The organism is Xanthomonas fragariae, from assembly GCF_017603965.1.
GTDB lineage: Bacteria > Pseudomonadota > Gammaproteobacteria > Xanthomonadales > Xanthomonadaceae > Xanthomonas > Xanthomonas fragariae_A.
The window spans coordinates 2,850,346-2,868,691 of record NZ_CP071955.1 but is presented as its reverse complement, the minus strand read 5'-3'; the positions used below and the strand labels follow the sequence as shown (position 1 = coordinate 2,868,691).

Genomic DNA, 18,346 nt, shown 5'->3' with positions numbered 1-18,346 from the left:
TTGATTAATAGAGTAGGCAATCTCTGCCTGCAAGGCATGCGATGTGTGGCATCTGCGCGACACGCTGCGCAGTTTATGGCTGGCATGATACGTTGCGCGCTACATGCGAATTTTTCGGTATGAAACTGGCAGCGATACTTCGTAATGCCATTGATAGTGATCAATACAACGCATTGCAATACGTCGATCTGCTTCGCGTGCGAGTCGGCTTGCAAGACATATGATGTCTGCTGCGCCCATTGCGTGCGTAGCGCGAAGACCACTTTTCTACAACGGTGTAAAGTTGCTGGCGACTGGTTGGCGTCGCGTCTGGGCAGCGTCGCAACGAGGCAACGCAGGGGGGGCAAGTTCTGCAAGGCCGGCGCAGCACTCACCGCTGCCACGCGGACCAGACTTCTGTAGACCTACCAGCGATACGCTACTGACATTTGATACTGCCGCCCTGCGATCGGCCTGCCCATGAACACGTCGCCGGTCGCAGCACCGGGCACGCGCACGTTGCCTTCGGTCAATCCGAGCGTATCGGTGACATTGCTACCGCTGGCGGTTGCTCCCCAATGCTCGCCCATGTGCAGGTTGGCGCTAATATCCACCATGTCGTAGGAGGGCAAGCGCTGGCTATTGGCCAGGTCCGCGAAGCGGTCGCCGATGTACGAAGATGTAAGAATAGGTAGCGAACAATTTGAGTTCGCCGAACGGCAACATCCAGTAATAGCTGGGCGTGATGCGGAACTGGCGCTTGGGTTGGCGCATTAACTGATTGCCGGTAAATTCGTCGTAGTTGCGGTACTTGGCATCCAGCCACACGCCGGTGCCGGCCAGCTCGAAGCCGCCGAACCGACGGATCGCACCTTCTACTTCGATGCCATAGGCGCGCGAATCGCCGACCGTAGTGAAGCTGGTGCCGTCGGACAGAAATGCATGAAACGGCGAGTTTTCGAAGGTGTTGTAGAACGCAGTCAGAGACAGGTCATGACTGTTGGCGCCGGACTTGAGGCCAAGTTCTTATTGATCCACTTCCTGTACCCGATCCTGTCCATCGCGCAGGTTGTCGAAGCCGGGGAACTTTACGCCGGAGTTGGCACGTGCGAACAGACTGTTGTGATCGTCAAGGGTGTAATTCAGAGCCGCAGTCCACGAAAAAGCCTCATCGTCCTGATCGAGACGACGCGTCGTCGCCAGTGCCACCGAGGTGGCGTTGTCGTACAGCGCAGGTTCCCACTCGTCGGCAACGAAGGCGGCGATGTTCTGGCCGTCGTACTTCGCACGCAAGTTCAAGAACGCAGTGCTGGTGAAGCCCTGGCGCGTTGCCTGTTGACCATTGTCCAGCGCCACATCGATACGCCGCGCGTTGTTCTGCGCAGTGAGCAACATGGTGTTGCCCAGGTACCAGATGTCGGTCGAGGAATACTTGGCGTAGTACGCGCCCACGGTCAGCGTGTTGCCGGCGAAGAGTTCGCGCCTCAAGCGCAGGTCGTTGGTGAAGCAATTCAAGCGCTTGTCCAACGACCACCAGCCGGCTTCGAGCACCTGCTGATTTGGATCCACCGCGCCGCCGCCGTTGGTAAAGCTGCCGCTACCGGTAGTGCCATAGCTAGCGATGAAGTCACTCAAGCGCTGTGACGCATCGCTGGTGGACGGGGAGGGCGTAGGTCGGCGCGCTGCCGCTCATGACGTTGACGCGGTCGGCGATGGTCCAGTGCCCGGTTTCCCAGTTCAGTTCGCCGCCGAATAGAACGCGTCGTCGTCGTCGGTGTGACGCACGTAAAACGACAATTCGCCGCTGTCCCAGCGCTTGCTCAGGGTGGCACTGAACTGGCCGGCCTTGTCTGCAGAAAACTGCGGGTCGTGCACGCCATCGGTCTCCCGGAAGAAACCACCCGCGCTGTAGTACCAGTCATGGCCCATCGGCCCAGTGTTGAATATATCGATGCGGCGTAGAGCGTTATTGCCACCGGTCAGGCGCATGCTTTCTTCGGGCTTGTCCTGGCCGTTGTTCTGGATGAAATTGACCGTCAAGCCCGGCTGCCCGTTGGAGAAGATCGGGCTGGAACCGCCGCGCAACACTTCCATGCGCTCGACCGTGTCATCGACGCGAAACAGGGTGGAATTCTCAAGAAACGACAAGGTTGGTGGCGGGAATAACGGCGAACCATCCAGCTGCATGGTCGCGAATGGCGCGTCGCCTTCGGACGGCATGCCGCGAATGAAAATGTTGGCGCCGGTACCGCCGCCGCTGGGCTCGGCCCATACGCCCGGCACGATCTTCAACAGGTCTGCGGTGCTCTGCGGCACCGCCTACAGCTTCGCTCGCAGGCTCAAGGCCCTGAAGGGGCTGACACCGTACGAATTCATCTGCAAGCAGTGGACATCCGGACCCGAGCGGTTCAAGGTGGATCCGATCTATCTGATGCCGTGACTGAACACGTAGCGGGCAGTTGTGGTGCGCGCGCGAATGGGGTGCTCAGAACCGAAATGGACGCGTGGTAGCCGCCGCTTCCGAACAACGGCTGCACAAGTGATTTGTCAGTCGCTTTCATCTCGCATAGCACGACGCCGCCCGAAGGCGGCCTTGCTTATTATGACGGCGGGGGAGGGGACGCCGTCAGAAGAACATGCGCACGCCGAACGAGGCGCTGCGGCCGGGAAGCATCACATCGTCCTTGAGGAAGGAGGTGTGTACGCGTGCGTCCTGGTTGGTCAGGTTGTTGCCATCCAGGAACACTTCCCACGCCTTGCTGCTGCGGTCCACGTGGTAGGCCAGGTGCGCATCCACCATGGTGTAGCCGTCGGTCGGGGTTTCGTTCACTGCCACCTTGTCCTGCTGCATGGTGCGGGTAGCGCCGAGCGAGGCGCGCCACTGGTCGGCATTCCAACGCATCTGCGCACCGAAACGGCCCGGCGCGATACGCGGCAGGTTGCCGCCGTCTTTCAAGCGTGCGCGCACGGTGTCGCCGAACACGCGCAGATCCCAAGCGCCGGTGTCGTTGTCGGCCAGATGGAATGTGGCTTCGCCTTCGAAACCGTGGAAGATCGCATCGGCCTGGGTCCACTGGCGGATCGGCAGGAAGTCGTTGTCTTCCTCGTTAAACCACTGGTTGCCGGTATCGACGATGTAGACGAAGTCGTTGTAACGGTTGTAGTACGCCGCCACCTTGGCATCCACCCATGCGTTCTGGAAGTTCAAGCCTAACTCGGCCTGGTTGGCCTTTTCGGTCTTTAGATCCGTATCGCCGATTTCGTAAGCGAGGGTGGCGATATGCGGGCCGTTGGCGAACAGCTCTTCTTCGGCTGGTGCGCGCTCGGCGTGATCCAGATTGGCGGTCAAACGCCATTGTTCGTTGAAGCGAAAACCGCCACTGGCCGAGAAACTGGTCGGAGTAAAATCGCGGTCCACACCGATGTCGGTCGTGTACTTGACCTTGTCCACGCGTGCGCCGACTTCGGCAGTGACGCGGTCCCAGCTGTTGCGCACAACGCCGAACACGCCGAGCGAGCGAGCGTCGGTCTTTGGCACGAAGGATTCTTCGCCGACTGCCTGGAACGTGCTGTCGCTACCTTGCAGGCCGAACGCGGTCTGCCAGCCACCACCGAAGGCGAAGGACGCTTCCACGCGGCCTTCGTTGGCGCGCTTGGTGAACACCGTGCCGACTTCTTCGCCTTCGAACTCGGTGTGCGCGTAATCGGTGTGGCCGAAGCTGTAACGCAATGCGCTGCCTTCGCCCCACGGATCGGTCAGCCCGCCCTTGAGGTCGTAGCGGTCCTGCTGCAATTTCAGCGATACTCCGCGCTCGCCGATCGACAGATCGCCCGGCTCGCCAGGGTTGCCGTAGTTGTCGCGGAAACGCGACGCCGACAGGCCAACAAAGCCCCAGTCGCCGGACAGCGAGGCACCGATCGAACCCACCTTGGAGTCGATCCAGGAGTTTGCCTGGCGATCTTGCGGGGTGTCGTAATCGTTCTGGTTGCGATACACGCCGTCGGCATGGATCGACAACCCGCTGCCATTGCCGGCATCGACGCGGAACATGTCGGTGTTGCCGTCCTTGTCGCCGCCGTCCAAGCGCACTTCAGCGCGGCCGCTGAAGGCGTCCACCGGCGTTTCGGCGATGCGTCCGTCGACCACGTTGACCACGCCGCCGATCGCACCGGAGCCGTACAGCAGCGTGGACGGACCCTTCAGCACTTCGATCTGGTTGGCCAGAAACGGCTCGATCGCCGGCGAGTGATCCTGGCTGACCGTGGAGACGTCCTGGGTGGACAGGCCGTCGCGCAGCACCGCCACGCGCGGGCCGTCCAGGCCACGGATGATGGGCCGGCCGACGCCGGGGCCGAAGTTGGAACTCTGCACGCCCGGCAGGCTGGCCACGGTTTCGCCCAGGCTAGAACTGCGCACCTCGTCCAGCCGCTCGCCGGCCAGCACTTCGACCGGGCGGCTCAACTCGCCCGCCGCATCGCGCAGCGGGCTGGCGGTCACTACCACGTTGTCCAGGTCCTTGATGTGGCGGTCGCTGGAATGGGGGGCGTCATGGCGCGTGTCGGAGCTGGGCGGGGTCTGCGGATCGGCATCTGCAGGCGCGTCCCCGGCCATGGCCAGGGCGGGTGTCAGCAGGCTGGTCAGGGCCAGCGTGAGCGTTGAGCGGCGGAACGAGGAAGCGAGGCTGGGAGACATGGTGGGGCGGACTCTGTAGTTGTTGCCGTATATCAATGAGTAGGGCGCAGCTTTGGCTACCGGCAGACGGCCGGCGCCCGCAGCTACGCGGTGCAGTAATGCGGGGCTGGAAGCTGGTAAGATGTTATATTATTCCACATCGCCTCGAATATCTGCTGGAATTTATGTTCCTACCGTCTCGTCGCCATCTGCTCGACCGCTTCGGCGCAACCGGTTCGCTGCTGTGCGCCGTGCACTGTGCTGTGCTGCCGTTGGTCCTGGCCCTGGCGCCGTCGCTGGGACTGTCGTTCTGGCTGGGCGAAGGCGTGGAGCTGGCGATCGTGGTGTTCGTGACCTTGCTGGGACTTTTCAGCCTGGTGCTGGGCTATTGCCGCCACAAGGCGCTGCATGCGTTGGCGCTGCTGCTACCGGGCCTGGCTCTGCTGTGGCTTGGCCTGTTGTACGACCCGTTGCACCATTCGGTGGTGCCGCATGCTGTGGTGATGACCCTGGGCGGTGCGCTGGTCGGTATTGCCCATCTGGTCAATCTGCGCCTGAACCACGGGCATGCCCACATGCACGACGCCAACTGCGCCCACTGATAGGGACCAACACCACCACTGCGCTCACCGCCAGGCGATCGCGGCCGATTCCCTGAATCGGCATGTACTGCGCGTGCACTCTAGACTTCCGGTGCGCCGTTCGTATCTTCCTGACGATCGCTTGCCACGTGTTGCTAGTCGTCATGAGGGCGGTGAGCTCGATAAGGCTGCCAAGCCCCGGCCAGGCAGGCTACGCGGGCCGAGGCCGACGTGATAGGCTTGCCGGCCTTAGCGCGAGGGCGCCGCCGGCGCAAATCCTCGCCAGACCCGTGCCAGCACGGGAATTTTGTATTCACATTCAGGAGTCGACGAACATGGGTAAGGGTGACCGCAAGACCGCCAAGGGCAAGCGCTACAATTCCAGCTACGGCAATTCGCGATCGCATGCGGTTAGCAAGGTTGTCGTGGGTGCAGCTGCCCCGGTTACCAAGAAGAGCGTGGTCAAGGCTCCGGCCAAGAAGGCTGTAGCCAAGAAGACCGTTGCCAAGGCCGGCTGATCCCAGCCCGCTTGGCGACATCAGAACGCGGCGCTTGCGCCGCGTTTTTTATGTCCGGATCTATCTTCAACCTCAATGGAGCGCTTGCCCACGCCGACGAGCCGGCATTGGCTGGAGCCGAAACCGGCACCGTGTTGGCCGGCGGCACGCGCAAGGCCGGCAGCAGCGTTGCTGGATTGCCATCGTTGGGCGCGGCGGGAATGCCCAGCAGGCGTGTCATCAGGGCATACACGTCGACGTTGTCAAAGCCCGGCAACATCTTGCCCTGCGCCAGATCCGGGCCTTGCGCCAGGAACACCGCGCGCATCGACGGCAATGCCGGATCGAAGCCATGCGAGCCGCGCATCTGAGCGCGTGGGCGCTTGGCCAGTTTGTCCGGAAACAGCGCATCCCAGCCTTCGTGCATCTGGCACACGATCGGCGGAATGCGCGGGTGCGCGCCGTAATGCCAGCGCGCAGGCAACTGGGTCTTGCGCCAGCAGTCGTAGTGCGCGTGCGCACCCAGCAAGCTGGCTTCGGCGCGTACCTGCTGCCCAGGCAACGGATCCAAACCGATCACCTGGCCTTCGGTCACTGCAGTGGCGATGCTCGGTGGCGCGATGTCTTCCAGGCTGATCGCGTGCCCCGGCGCCACCTCGGCCATGCCATGGTCGGAGACCACGATGATGTTGGTGCCCGCGCGCGTGCCGTGGCGTTGCATGCCGGCCAGCAGCCGGCCGATCGCGCTATCCACCGCCCGTACGCTGTCGGCGTACTCGCGCGATTCCGGGCCGTGGTGGTGGCCGGCCTGGTCCACATGTTCGAAGTACAGCGTTACCAGGCGATTGGTGTTGGCGCCGGATGCATCGAGCCAGCCCAGCACTTCGTCCACGCGCGCGTCTAGACCTGTGCCCTCTTCGTAGTGGCGCCAATGGGTGGGGCGTATGCCCTGGATCGCCGCCTCGCTACCGGGCCACGACCAGATCGCCGCATGCTGCTCGGCTTTTTCCACGCCCACCCACAGCGGCTGGCCACCCCACCAGCGCGCATCGCCTACCGCTTCGGGCTTGCTCAGCCAGAAGCGGCCCAGCGCCGAGTCGCGCATGCTGTTATGCACGATGCCGTGGTGATCCGGGCGCAGGCCGGTGACCAGGGTGTAGTGATTGGGAAAGGTCAGCGATGGATACGATGGCATCATCCAGAGCGCACGCACGCCCTCGTGGGCGAGCTGCGACAGGTTGGGCGTGATGCCGCGATCGAGCATGTCTGCACGCAGGCCGTCGATGGAGATCAACAGCAGGGTGTGCGGCGCGCCGCTGGGCACAGCGTCTGCCATCGCTGCGGCTGTCGGCAACTGCGATGGCGCAGTGCGCGCAGGTGTGTGGGTGCTGCAGGCCGCGAGCAGGGCAATGGCCGCCGCGGCAAGCACAAAACGTCGATCGATCATCCCGCCACTTTACGGTGCAGCGATGACGTCGCGAAGTCAGCACGTGCGTGTTGCGGAGACGTCGGCAGATAGGTCGTCGGCGCGTGCGATGTGTCGCGGCGACCAGCCTTCCAACTGCAACAACGCTTGCTTGGTCGGCAGACCACCACCGAAGCCGGTCAGCGCGCCATTGGTGCCGATTACGCGATGGCAAGGCAGTACGATCGGCAGCGGATTGCGACCATTGGCGGCACCGACCGCGCGGCTGGCCGCGGGTCGACCTACGGCCTGCGCAAGTTGCGCATAACTCCAGGTTTGACCGAACCGAATCTGCGCAAGCATGTGCCAGACCTCAAGTTGAAACGGCGTGCCGGTCGGTGCCAGCGGCAGATCGAAACGACGGCGCCCCCCATGCAGATAGTCGAGCAATTGCTCGCGTGCCTCGCACACCAGCGGTGCGTCGGGATCGTGCACCCAGCGCGCGCGGGCGACCGCGTCATAGCGGTTCTGCGCGAACAGGATGTAGTGCACACCTGTGTTGTCGGCAGCCACGCTGAGTGCGCCGATCGGTGAAGGAAAGGTGTCGTAATGCAACGTGCTCATGAACGGGTGTCCTTGCGATCGACGGCGAGATGCCACAGGTGCAGCACGGCGTAGGCGTACCACAGTCGCCATGCCTGCGCGCGCGCGTCGGTGGTGCGTTCGCTCAGGCGTTCTGGCGTGCCGAGGACCTGTTGCAGGATCAGGTCGCCGGCAGGAAAGGCATCAGGATGCGACAGCGCGCATGGCCGCGTAGCGCGCAGTCCACGGCCCGATGCCGGGCAATGCAGTGCAGGCGGCGATGAAGTCGGGCAGACGCTGGCCTGCGCCGAACTGCAGCCGGCTCTGCGCGCAAGCCAGGGCCAATGCGCGCAGAGTGGCGGCGCGGGCGCGGGGCAGCTCAGCCGCAACATGAGTTCGCCGCCAGGCACTTCCGCGCGCTGCCGGTACTGCGCATTGCGGTAAAAAACAACCCATCGAAGCGTGCATCGCGCGCCAACCGGGCGCGCTCGCATTGGGTTCGGTCGGGTGTGGCGGTCTGCATGGCGCCAAGTCTATGCGCTCGCCGCACTGCGGGCTGGCCGTTTTCGGATGGCACTGCGACCGGCGCCGGTTTTGCGGCGTTGGTGTGGCGGCTGGCCGCGGTTGCCGATCGTGCCCAATAGCAGCCTGGGTCTGCTGACGATGGAGGAGCTGCGTAAGTACGCTCACGTCCGAGCAGGACGCGGCAGCCACTGCCGACCGTCCGCCGAGTGCGCCTGCGGCAGCGCCCGCATCCAAGTCGTCCGCCGCACCGGCGTCGGCGCTTGCCAGGGAGACGACTGAGCTTCACACACACCGCACCGCGCGCTGCCTATTGTCGCTGCAGGTAACGGAGCCGGGGGGCAGCATGATCGGGAAGACCAAGGGAATTATGTTGGCGTACTTGCCATCTGCACTGCTGGTACTGGTTGGCTTCGGTGTCGCCGAGCTCCTGCAGGCGCTCGCAGCAGCGACGCGGGTACAGTGGCCGGCCATCGTGGCGGTCTGGCTGAGCTTGATCGCGCTAATCGGGGCAACCGCGCGCGCGCTGTGGATCAGCTGGCGGCTATGGCGACCGCGTGGCGTTGTGACGGTACCGCCTGCCGGAGAACCCTGAGTCTACCGCCCGAGTGCCGCGAGCCGGTTCTGCGACACGCCGACATAGCGGTGCTCAAGACCGCTTTAGGTTGCTCGAAAATCCCTGACCCGCTCTAAACTGCAGTGCCCGCCGCAACCTGTGCGGCGTTTCCCATCTGTTCGCTAAGCATGAGGTCACTGCTCAATGTCCCGTCCTGGTTTGCTTGCTGGGCTGCTGTTGGTTCCCTCGTTGGTCTTGGCACACCAGACGCAGAGCGCGGCGCGTCCGGCTGGTGATGCACTAGCGCCTGCAGCGTCGATCGCCAGCCAGGCGCAGCAGGCGCAGTTTACCAAGCAGAACACCGAGATGACCCAGGCCGCGTTGCGCGTGGCGCAACTGGTCGATGCCAATCAGGTCGCCTCGCTGTGGGATGGTGCCTCCGCCGTGGCCAAGACTGCGGTCAAGCGCGACGTCTTCGTCAGCCAGATCGGCGCCGAGCGTGCTCGGCTTGGTGCAGTGGTCGGGCGCGGGCAGGGCTCGGTGACGCGGGTAAAGTACGCCCCCGGTGCGCAGGTACCCGAAGGTCTGTACATCAACGTCAGCTTCCCGACCCGCTTCGCCAAGGCACAACAGCCGGTGCGCGAGCTGGTGTCGTTCCGTCTGGATGAAGACAAGACTTGGCGGCTTGCCGGCTACAGCCTGCGCACGTCGATCAAGTGATGCTGCCCCCAACCAGGAGAGGTGCGTGGAACTGACGACCGAACTGCAGATGCTGGGCTGGGCCATGGTGCTTGGAGTGGTGCAATTGCTGGCCGCCTCGGCCAGCACGACCGCCCAGCGCGGCATCAAATGGAATGCCAGCGCACGCGATAATGAGACCAGACCGCTCACCGGCGTTGCCGCGCGACTGGAGCGTGCATTGCGCAATTACCTGGAAACCTTTCCGATCTTCGCCGCTGCCGTTTTGGCGGTGAGTGTTGCCGGACGCACGAGTGCAGACACTGCGCTCGGCGTGCAGCTTTACCTGTGGGCGCGGGTGGCCTATGTGCCGGTGTATTCGGCGGGCATTCCCTACCTGCGCAGCGCGATCTGGGTGGTGTCGTTTTGGGGCATCGTCAAGCTGCTGCGGGCACTGCTGGGTTGGTGATGTAATGCGGGTGATGCGCAACAGGGGGCGCAACCCACGAATGCCCGACGCGCGCGCGCATACGCAGCGCTCGATCGTGTCCTTGCCGTGCCCGCACGCATTACAGGCGATCTGGGCTGGCTGGCGCCCAATCGCCGGATTCGCCTTCGGGTTGGCAGAGCCTGGGGGGCTTGGCCGAGGGTGAGGGTGTACGTGATGCAGCGGCTGCCCAGGCGCCATATTGAAGGTGTGCCGCTGTTGCAAGGCTACGGGCGTGCGCATCGGAGCTGCTCGCTACGTTTTGTTAGCCGCTCTTAGGATCGGCGGTCTTTGTCGACCGAGATCACGACGCCAGCCCACGCTGTACTCAGGCCGGCACGTTCACTCGCGCCACGATCGCATCGATTGCCGTCTTTGCATGGCCGCTGCGCAATGCCTCGTCGAGCAATGGGGTCACCCAGGCGCAGCCGGCCTTGCTCGCATCTGCGCGACAGTCGCCGCGCCAGGTTTCCAGCTCGTGCAACGCCAGCATGCTGCAGCCGCCGCGAATGGACTGCTCGAACCGGAACGGCTGCGCCGAATCGATCGCAATCGAAAAATTACAAATAGACATCGTGATCCGGGTCTTCCTCAAACGGCGCCACGTTACATTGGCCGATCTCCACGACCTTCATTCGCTGGGCTCAGCGTCTGGATCCAGCGCCAGCACGCGAATCTCCACATCGTCCATCTGCACGCGTTGACCGGCGCGGATCTTGGCAGTCTTGCGCAGCTCCTGCACACCGTCGACGCTGACCGCACCGCTGGCGACGATCGCCTTGCCCTGGCCGCCGCTGTCGGCGCTGCCGGTCAGCTTGAGCAGCTGGTTGAGTTCGATGTACTCGCCGTCCAGGTCGAATTCCAGGATTTGCATGGTGCGCTCGGTAATGGAGGTATGGTGATTATCTGTCTTGAGCAGCAGGCAATACCATTGCGCCTTGTCCGTTCGTTATGCGAAACAGCATCAACCAACGCAGCTGCGCTGCCAGCATTCCCCGGCGGTCGCTGGCCCGCGCAACTGGCGGATCGCGGCGTTCGATGCGATCGGCTACATCCAGGTAGACAAGCCCCGGCGCGGGTCGTAATTCGGAAATGCCCGCCATAGCGGCGTGGCGATCTGCTGCGCCAGTGCTGCGCGGCCGGCGCGGCCGCGGCAATTGCCGGCCGCGCCCTTTCAATAAGATGCAGAGTTGTTGCTGCAGTAGGGCGATGACTCGGGTCTGCAGGTCTGTGCCCAGGGGCATGGCTCCGGCCGGGCAGGTGGATCGGGCGGCTCGCCAGGACGGTTGGCTTGAGCGAGCAAAGTGAACGGACTATCACCGAAATTTCGACAGCAGGGGGGCTGAGCAGGCACACTATGCGGCTTTGCGCCTGCCGGCTCCGTGCGGCGCCTCCGGAGTTACCAATGTCCAAAGAATCTCCCGCGCCGCTGCTGTTTGCAGACCTCGGCCTCTCTGACGCTGTGATGAAGGCAGTAGCCAACGTTGGCTACGAGTCCCCGTCGCCGATCCAGGCTGCCACCATTCCCGCGCTGCTGGCCGGTCGCGACGTACTCGGCCAGGCCCAGACCGGTACCGGCAAGACCGCTGCGTTTGCGTTGCCGGTGCTGTCCAATGCCGACCTCAGCCAGCTCAAGCCGCAGGCGCTGGTGCTGGCACCGACCCGCGAACTGGCCATCCAGGTCGCCGAGGCGTTCCAGAAATATGCCGAAGCCATTCCCGGCTTCCGCGTGCTGCCGGTCTACGGTGGCCAGCCCTATGCCCAGCAGCTGAGCGCGCTCAAGCGCGGCGTGCATGTCGTGGTCGGTACGCCCGGCCGCGTGATCGATCACCTGGATCGCGGCACGCTCGATCTGTCCCAGCTCAAGACGCTGGTGTTGGACGAAGCCGACGAAATGCTGCGCATGGGCTTCATCGACGACGTTGAAGCGGTGCTAAAGAAGTTGCCGGAAAAGCGCCAGGTTGCGCTGTTCTCGGCAACCATGCCGCCGGCGATCCGTCGTATCGCCCAGACCTATCTGAAGGACCCGGCCGAAGTCACCATCGCGGCCAAGACCACGACCTCGGCCAACATCCGCCAGCGCTACTGGTGGGTAAGCGGGCTGCACAAGCTGGATGCGTTGACCCGCATTCTGGAGGTCGAGCCGTTCGACGGCATGATCATCTTCGCGCGCACCAAGGCCGGTACCGAAGAGCTGGCGCAGAAGCTGCAGGCGCGCGGTCTGGCAGCGGCCGCCATCAATGGCGACATGCAGCAGGCCGCCCGCGAGAAGACCATCGCCCAGCTCAAGGACGGCAAGCTGGACATCCTGGTCGCCACCGACGTGGCCGCGCGCGGTCTGGACGTTGAGCGCGTCAGTCACGTGCTGAATTACGACATCCCGTACGACACCGAAAGCTACGTGCACCGCATCGGTCGCACCGGGCGTGCCGGCCGCAACGGCGATGCGATCCTGTTCGTCACCCCGCGCGAGAAGGGCATGCTGCGTTCGATCGAGCGCGCCACCCGCCAGCCGATCGAAGAAATGCAGCTGCCGAGTGTGGATGCAGTCAACGACACGCGCGTGGCGCGTTTCATGGCCCGCATCACCGAGACACTGGCCGGTGGCCAGATCGAGATGTATCGCGACCTGCTGCAGCGCTACGAGACCGAAAACAACGTGCCGGCGATCGATATCGCCGCGGCCATGGCCAGGTTGCTGCAAGGCGATTCGCCGTTCCTGCTGACTCCACCGGTACGCGGTGCGCGCGAAGAATTTGCGCCGCGTGAGCGCAACGAGCGTGGTGATCGTGGCGAGCGTCCGCGATTCGAGCCCAAGTTCGAGCGTGGCCCGCGTGCCGGCGGCGAGCGCGCTGCGCGTCCGCCGCGTGCCGAGCGTCCGGCGTTTGCCGATGACGGCGGCGCCGAGCGTCCTCGCCGCGACCCGGTCGCCCCGCGGGGCGAGCCGGAGTTCGGCATGGAGAGCTACCGCATCGACGTAGGCCACACCCACGGCGTGAAGCCGGCCAATATCGTCGGCGCGATCGCCAACGAAGCCGGTCTGGAAAGCCGCTACATCGGCCGGATCGACATCCAGGACGATTACTCGATTCTGGATCTGCCGGCCGACATGCCGCGCGAACTACTAACGCACCTGAAGAAGGTCTGGGTGTCCGGTCAGCAGCTGAACATGCGTAAGCTGGAAGAAGGCGAGGCGTCGGCGTCGCCGTCCAAGCTGCGCTTCCCGCGTGGTGGCAAGCCGTCCGGTCGTCCAAACGGCCCGGGCCGTCCGATGGACCGCGCCGGCGCACCGCATCGCAAGGCGGCGCCCAAGCCACGCGGCGAGTAAGCGCGGCTAACAAAACGTAGCGAGCAGTCGTCGGGTGGGTGCGGACGGCGCGGAGGAACCGCAGTGTACGCATGGTACATGCCGATTCCAAGCACCGACCGCGCCCGCCTGGCGGTGAGGGCGGTCGTTTTGTTAGCCGTTCTAAGCGCGGCTCGCAGCGGCTGCGCCGCGCTCAGGCCGATGTCGTCGGTGCCTAGTATCGCAATGTACTAGAGCATGCGATGCCGGCGAAGCATGCGGCCCCTTTGGGGAATTGACGGCAGTGCGTCGTCAGTCAGTGCGACTAACCTGACCGGCGCCCTGCCAGGCGGGTGCTGCCATACAGACTCGGCCTTTGCTGCCGCTACTATCTCCAGGCGCTCACTGGGCGCCTGAATCGCACTGGGGCGGTGAGGGATGGGATGGCAATGGCGCAGGCAGCACGCGGCACAAGCAGTGGGCAGACCATGCACATGGTGCGCGGCTGGTTGACGCTTCCTCTGGCGCTTTTGATCGGCATTGCCATCGGCATGGCAGTGGTGTCCGCGTTGCTGATCGAGATTCAATCCGGGGCCACCGCCTGGATCGTCGGCCAAAGCCACTGGTCCAATGCCCAGCAGGAGTCGGTGTATTGGATGGAGCGTTACCTGGGTAGTGGCGATCCAGCCGATCTGCAAGCCGCTTGCCGTGCGCTGGAAGTGCCTCTGGGCGATCGCTCGGCGCGCATGGCCGTCGAACAGCCGGTAATCGACTGGGATGAGGTCTACGCCGGCCTGAACGCCGGCCGCAATGCCCGTCAAGATATGCCGCAAATGGTGCGGCTCTATCGCTATGGCCGGGAATTTCCGTTTCTTGGCGAAGCGATCGCGCTTTGGAAGCATACCGACGCCAGCATTCTGCAACTGAGTGCATTGGTCGACCGTGCCGCCTCCGTGCAGGCCACCGCCAACCCCGACCCGCGCGCGCTGCAGGCTTTGCGCCATGAACTGTATCTGTTGGATGGCCGCATGCGCGGAGATGCAGAGCAGTTCCTGGTGCTGCTGAGCCGCTGCGCGCGCCTGCTGCACGATGTGATGGTGGTTTGCAGCCTGGTCACCTTGCTGCTGGTGCTGACCACCTGCGTGCTGGCGATGCGGCGCATCCGCGATTATCTGCTCTCGCACGAGGGCCGTTTCCGCACCGCGTTTCAGCAGGCGGCGCTTGGCATGGTCAAGTTCGATCTGCGCGGACGCGTGCTCGATGCCAACGCGTCGATGGCCAATATCCTGCGCTACCGGCCGGAAGAACTGCAGGCCTGCACGCTGGCCGAGTTGATGCATCCGGACGATATCGTGCTGGACAGCCGCGGTATGATCGATTGGCCGACGTTGCTGCAGTCCGCCGAGCTGCGCTTTCTGCATGCAGACGGTGAGGTGATGTGGGGCCGCTGGAGCGCCTCGCTGATGGAGCCCGGTCCGGAAGAACCGACCCTGGTGCTGGCGGTGATCGAAGATGTCTCGCATGCGCACGAGCTGGCCGACGAAGTGGCCTTCCACGCGCGCCACGATGCCTTGACCGGGTTGATCAATCGTGGCGAGATCGAACGCAGATTGCTGTGCCTGATCGAGCCGCCCCAATCGCCGCAGCTGTGCCATGCGCTGTGCTTTGTCGATCTGGATCATTTCAAACTGGTCAACGACACCTTCGGGCATGCGGTCGGCGACAAATTCCTGTGCCACTTCGCCGATGTGATCACCATGCAGTTGCGCCCCGGCGATTGGCTGGGGCGGCTGGGCGGCGACGAGTTCGCGATTCTGCTGGCCAACACCGATCTACTGCAGGCGCAGGCCTTGCTCACGCACATGCACGGCGTGCTCGGACAGCCGTGGAGCCATCAGGGCGGCAAGCCGCTGACGCCCAGTTGCAGCTTCGGCGTGGTGGAAATCCGCCAGGGGGCCAGCGATCTCAACACCTTGATGACCGCCGCCGATCTGGCCTGTTATGCGGCCAAGGAAGAAGGCCGCAACCGCATTCGCTGTTTCGACGAAAACGATTTGGCATTGGCGCGCCGCCGCAACGACGGTGGCTGGATCAGCGCAGTGCAGCAGTCCATCGCCGAAGACCGCTTGCTGTTGTACGCGCAGAAAATCCAGGTGTTGAGCGACCCCGGACGTCTGCAATACGAAGTGCTGGTGCGCATGCGCGCGCGCGACGGACGTGTGTTGAGCCCTGGCGAATTTCTGCCTGCGGTGGAGCGCTATGGCTTGGGTCGCATGGTCGATGTGCACGTGCTGGAAACCTTGTGCGCGCAGTTGGCGGCCAACCCGCTGCATGTGGCGAGGCTGGCACTGTGCCACGTCAATCTGTCGGCGCAATCGATCGCGCAGCCGGATTTTCTCGACTTTGTGTGTGCCTTGTTCGAGCGCTACCCCACGCTGGTGCCCAAGCTGTGCATGGAGATCACCGAGACTGCGTTCATCGGCAATCTAGAACAGGCGCAGCGCTTCGTGCAGAGCGTGCGTGCGCGTGGCTGCCATGTGGCGCTGGACGATTTCGGCAGCGGCCTTGCCTCGTTCGGCTATCTCAAGCAGTTCACCGTGGATGTGCTGAAGATCGACTGCGGCTTCGTACGCAATTACGCGCACGACGCGGTGGATCGCGCGGCGGTGCATTCGATCGCGCAGGTGGGCCTGGCGCTGGGGATTGAGGTGGTGGCCGAAGGCGTGGAATCGGAAGCGGACATCCCCGGTTTGCGCGATGCCGGGGTGGGTCAGGTGCAAGGCTTCAGCCTGCATCGCCCGTGTCCGCTGGATGATTTGCTACGCATGCCGCAGCCGTTGGTAGTGGTGTCTGGATAAGAGCGACCGACAATAACGACGGCGCAGACGCCAGGCGGGCGCGGCCGGTGCTCGGAATTGGCATGTACCACTCGTACACTGAGCTTCCTCCGCGCCGTTCGCACCCACCTGGCGTCTGCGCCGTCGTTATTGTTGGCCACTCTAAATCGCCGATAATCGGCAGATGACGACTCGACTCAACAAATACATCGCCGACACCGGCTTTTGCTCACGCCGCGAGGCCGATCGCCTGATCGGCCAACGGAGGGTGACCGTCAATGGCGTGCCTGCCGACACCGGCGCGGTAGTGGGCGAGGAAGACACCGTGCTGGTGGATGGCCAGCCGCTGCGCAGGCGCATCGCCAGCAAACCCGGCGGGCGCCGACACGTGTACATCGCGCTCAACAAGCCGGTCGGCATCACCTGCACCACCGAAAGTTCGGTCAAGGGCAATATTGTCCAATTCGTCGGGCACCAGCAGCGCATCTTCCCGATCGGCCGGCTCGACAAGGACTCCGAGGGGCTGATTCTGATGACCAGCAACGGCAATATCGTCAATGAGATTTTGCGCGCAGAAAATCGTCACCAGAAGGAATACCTGGTGGCAGTCAACAAGCCGGTGACTGACCAATTTCTGCGTGGCATGGCGCGCGGCGTGCGCATCCACAACGAGACCACGCTGCCGTGCCGCACTGCGCGGATCGCCAAGTTCGGCTTCCGCATCGTGCTGGAGCAGGGCTTGAATCGGCAGATCCGCCTGATGGCTGCCGAATTCGGCTACCGCGTGACCCAGTTGCGCCGGGTGCGCATCGACAACATCAAATTGGTCGCACTCAAACCAGGGCAATGGCGCAACCTCAGCGATGCGGAACTGTGTGGATTGCTGCCGCAGCGCACCGACTGGTAAGGCAGCCGACGCTGGTTTGGACGGCCGCGCGCCCGGCATTGGGCGTCGGTAGGATCCCGATGGTTGCGGCTCTTGAGCTACGGCATACTTTCCCCCATAACAGCAAGCGGGTGCGGGCAGTGATCAAACCGGAATTGCCGAGCAACGAAGCCGAGCGGCTGGCCGTCTTGCGTCAGTACGAGGTGCTGGATTCGCCGGCCGAAAGTGCATTCGACGATCTGGCCATGATCGCCTCTACGCTGTGCGAGACGCAGATGGCGGCCGTAGTGCTGGTGGACCAAGATCGCCAGTGGCTCAAGTCTGCACATGGTGCGCTGCGCGGTGAAGCGCCGCGCGATATCTCGTTCTGTGCGCATGCGATTCTGCGCCCGGGCGAAGTGCTGATGGTCGAGGACACCTTGCTCGACCCTCGCTTCCACGACAATCCGATGGTCACCGGCAGCGCTGGCGTGCGCTTCTATGCCGGTGCGCCGCTGGTGACCAGCGAAGGCATGGCGCTGGGTTCGTTGTGCGTGTTCGACCAGACCCCGGCGCATTTGCGCGACGAGCAGCGCGAAGCCCTGCAGGCCTTATCGCGGCAGGCCTCGCATTTGCTGGAACTGCGTCTGGCCGGCAAGCGGCTGCGCCAGCAACTGCACGAGCGCGATTGGTACGAAGGGCAGATGGCTGGTTATTACGCGGCGATGGATGCGGTGAACGCCGATCTGGTCGAGCAAACCCGCACCGATCCATTGACCGGCTTGCCCAACCGGCGCGCGTTTGCAGTGGCATTGGCGGCAGCCACCGAACAGACGCGGGCGGCAGATCAGCCGTTGTCGCTGGCGCTGCTGGATGTCGATCATTTCAAGATCGTCAACGACGTGCATGGGCACGACCAGGGCGATATGGTGTTGCGCGAACTGTCGACGTTGCTGCGCGCGCATGTCGCCGGTGCCGGCACGATCGCACGTTATGGCGGGGAGGAATTCGTGCTGCTGTTGCCTAACGTGGATCTGCTGCAGGCGCGCGTGCAATGCGAGTATCTGCGGCAAAGCGTGGCGGTGATGACGATCGCGTTGCCGGTGACGGTGACGGTGAGCATTGGCGTGGCCACCTTGCATCCGCAAGAGAGTGTGGAGGCGGTGATCAAGCGTGCCGATCAGGCCTTGTATGCGGCCAAGCGCGGTGGGCGGGATCAGGTGGTGGCGTTGGCGTAGGTGCCGGGCTGGTTTGCATTGATTGGCAACGATTGCGCAGCTGCCTGGCGCGCGCGGTTGCTGCGTGATGCGGCAAGTGTGCTATTGGACCACTACGGTGCTCTGCGTTGTGCACAACCCAGCTGACGCATGCCGCTAGTGGTGTCATTCGGGCTTTAGGG

Annotated in this window: 13 protein-coding genes, 2 other RNA genes and 4 pseudogenes; 11 read left to right on the top strand and 8 right to left on the bottom strand. The window is 63.7% G+C overall.

Annotation, left to right across the window (positions count from 1 at the left end; translation table 11 throughout):
* Positions 1–404 precede the first annotated feature (404 nt).
* Positions 405–2,298 (bottom strand): annotated as a pseudogene (locus J5I97_RS13565) (TonB-dependent receptor); the annotation flags it as partial.
* Between J5I97_RS13565 and J5I97_RS13560 the strand changes: the two are divergent.
* A pseudogene (locus J5I97_RS13560) lies at positions 2,297–2,419 on the top strand (IS481 family transposase); the annotation flags it as partial. The pseudogenes J5I97_RS13565 and J5I97_RS13560 overlap by 2 nt on opposite strands.
* 186 nt (positions 2,420–2,605) lie before the next feature.
* On the opposite strand, the gene J5I97_RS13555 reads toward J5I97_RS13560, so the two are convergent.
* Positions 2,606–4,672, bottom strand: coding sequence for a TonB-dependent receptor (locus tag J5I97_RS13555; RefSeq protein ID WP_208587075.1), 2,067 nt, complete (start codon positions 4,670–4,672; stop codon positions 2,606–2,608).
* 164 nt (positions 4,673–4,836) lie between these two features.
* On the opposite strand from J5I97_RS13555, the gene J5I97_RS13550 reads away from it, so the two are divergent.
* Both J5I97_RS13550 and J5I97_RS13545 read left to right on the top strand, forming a co-directional pair.
* Entirely contained in the window at positions 4,837–5,253 is a 417-nt protein-coding gene (locus tag J5I97_RS13550) for a MerC domain-containing protein (RefSeq protein ID WP_208587074.1), read from the top strand.
* 314 nt (positions 5,254–5,567) lie between these two features.
* Positions 5,568–5,750, top strand: a complete 183-nt coding sequence (locus tag J5I97_RS13545) for a 30S ribosomal protein THX (RefSeq protein ID WP_208587072.1) — start codon at positions 5,568–5,570, stop codon at positions 5,748–5,750.
* On the opposite strand, the gene J5I97_RS13540 is transcribed toward J5I97_RS13545, so the two are convergent.
* The 3 genes and pseudogenes from J5I97_RS13540 to J5I97_RS13530 all read right to left on the bottom strand — a co-directional run.
* Positions 5,695–7,176, bottom strand: a complete 1,482-nt coding sequence (locus tag J5I97_RS13540) for an ectonucleotide pyrophosphatase/phosphodiesterase (RefSeq protein WP_208587071.1) — start codon at positions 7,174–7,176, stop codon at positions 5,695–5,697. The two genes, J5I97_RS13545 and J5I97_RS13540, sit on opposite strands and share 56 nt — an antisense overlap.
* Positions 7,177–7,212: 36 nt before the next feature.
* Positions 7,213–7,758, bottom strand: a complete 546-nt coding sequence (locus tag J5I97_RS13535) for a methylated-DNA--[protein]-cysteine S-methyltransferase (protein ID WP_208587068.1) — start codon at positions 7,756–7,758, stop codon at positions 7,213–7,215.
* Positions 7,755–8,094 (bottom strand): annotated as a pseudogene (locus J5I97_RS13530) (DNA-3-methyladenine glycosylase 2 family protein); the annotation flags it as partial. The gene J5I97_RS13535 and the pseudogene J5I97_RS13530, both read right to left, overlap by 4 nt.
* A 490-nt stretch (positions 8,095–8,584) precedes the next feature.
* Here J5I97_RS13530 and J5I97_RS13525 point away from each other — a divergent pair.
* The 3 genes from J5I97_RS13525 (at position 8,585) to J5I97_RS13515 (ending at position 9,941) form a co-directional block, all read left to right on the top strand.
* Positions 8,585–8,833: a hypothetical protein gene (locus J5I97_RS13525; RefSeq protein WP_208587067.1), complete on the top strand. Its 249-nt coding sequence runs from the start codon at positions 8,585–8,587 to the stop codon at positions 8,831–8,833.
* Between the two features lie 165 nt (positions 8,834–8,998).
* Positions 8,999–9,514, top strand: coding sequence for a DUF4019 domain-containing protein (locus J5I97_RS13520; RefSeq protein ID WP_208587065.1), 516 nt, complete (start codon positions 8,999–9,001; stop codon positions 9,512–9,514).
* Between the two features lie 25 nt (positions 9,515–9,539).
* Positions 9,540–9,941: an MAPEG family protein gene (locus tag J5I97_RS13515; RefSeq protein WP_208587063.1), complete on the top strand. Its 402-nt coding sequence runs from the start codon at positions 9,540–9,542 to the stop codon at positions 9,939–9,941.
* A 346-nt stretch (positions 9,942–10,287) separates the two neighbouring features.
* Here the strand turns inward: J5I97_RS13515 and J5I97_RS13510 are convergent.
* A pseudogene (locus J5I97_RS13510) lies at positions 10,288–10,594 on the bottom strand (hypothetical protein).
* Complete coding sequence (locus J5I97_RS13505) at positions 10,591–10,833, bottom strand: RNA-binding S4 domain-containing protein (RefSeq protein ID WP_208587061.1); 243 nt, start codon at positions 10,831–10,833, stop codon at positions 10,591–10,593. Before J5I97_RS13505 ends, J5I97_RS13510 begins: the two are co-directional and overlap by 4 nt.
* 531 nt (positions 10,834–11,364) lie before the next feature.
* Here J5I97_RS13505 and J5I97_RS13500 point away from each other — a divergent pair.
* Positions 11,365–13,287: a DEAD/DEAH box helicase gene (locus J5I97_RS13500; protein ID WP_208587059.1), complete on the top strand. Its 1,923-nt coding sequence runs from the start codon at positions 11,365–11,367 to the stop codon at positions 13,285–13,287.
* Positions 13,288–13,291: 4 nt separating this feature from the next.
* On the opposite strand, the gene J5I97_RS13495 is transcribed toward J5I97_RS13500, so the two are convergent.
* Positions 13,292–13,367: non-coding RNA, sX9 sRNA (locus J5I97_RS13495), on the bottom strand.
* A gap of 327 nt (positions 13,368–13,694) precedes the next feature.
* On the opposite strand from J5I97_RS13495, the gene J5I97_RS13490 reads away from it, so the two are divergent.
* The 4 genes from J5I97_RS13490 (at position 13,695) to J5I97_RS13475 (ending at position 18,185) form a co-directional block, all read left to right on the top strand.
* Positions 13,695–16,103, top strand: a complete 2,409-nt coding sequence (locus J5I97_RS13490; RefSeq protein WP_208587057.1) for a putative bifunctional diguanylate cyclase/phosphodiesterase — start codon at positions 13,695–13,697, stop codon at positions 16,101–16,103.
* 62 nt (positions 16,104–16,165) lie between these two features.
* A non-coding RNA gene (locus tag J5I97_RS13485) (sX9 sRNA) lies at positions 16,166–16,241 on the top strand.
* 25 nt (positions 16,242–16,266) lie between these two features.
* Positions 16,267–16,989 carry a pseudouridine synthase gene (locus tag J5I97_RS13480; RefSeq protein WP_208587055.1) on the top strand — a complete coding sequence of 241 codons (723 nt, stop codon included), beginning with the start codon at positions 16,267–16,269 and terminating at the stop codon, positions 16,987–16,989.
* 59 nt (positions 16,990–17,048) lie between these two features.
* Positions 17,049–18,185 carry a GGDEF domain-containing protein gene (locus J5I97_RS13475; protein ID WP_208587054.1) on the top strand — a complete coding sequence of 379 codons (1,137 nt, stop codon included), beginning with the start codon at positions 17,049–17,051 and terminating at the stop codon, positions 18,183–18,185.
* Positions 18,186–18,346: the final 161 nt, after the last annotated feature.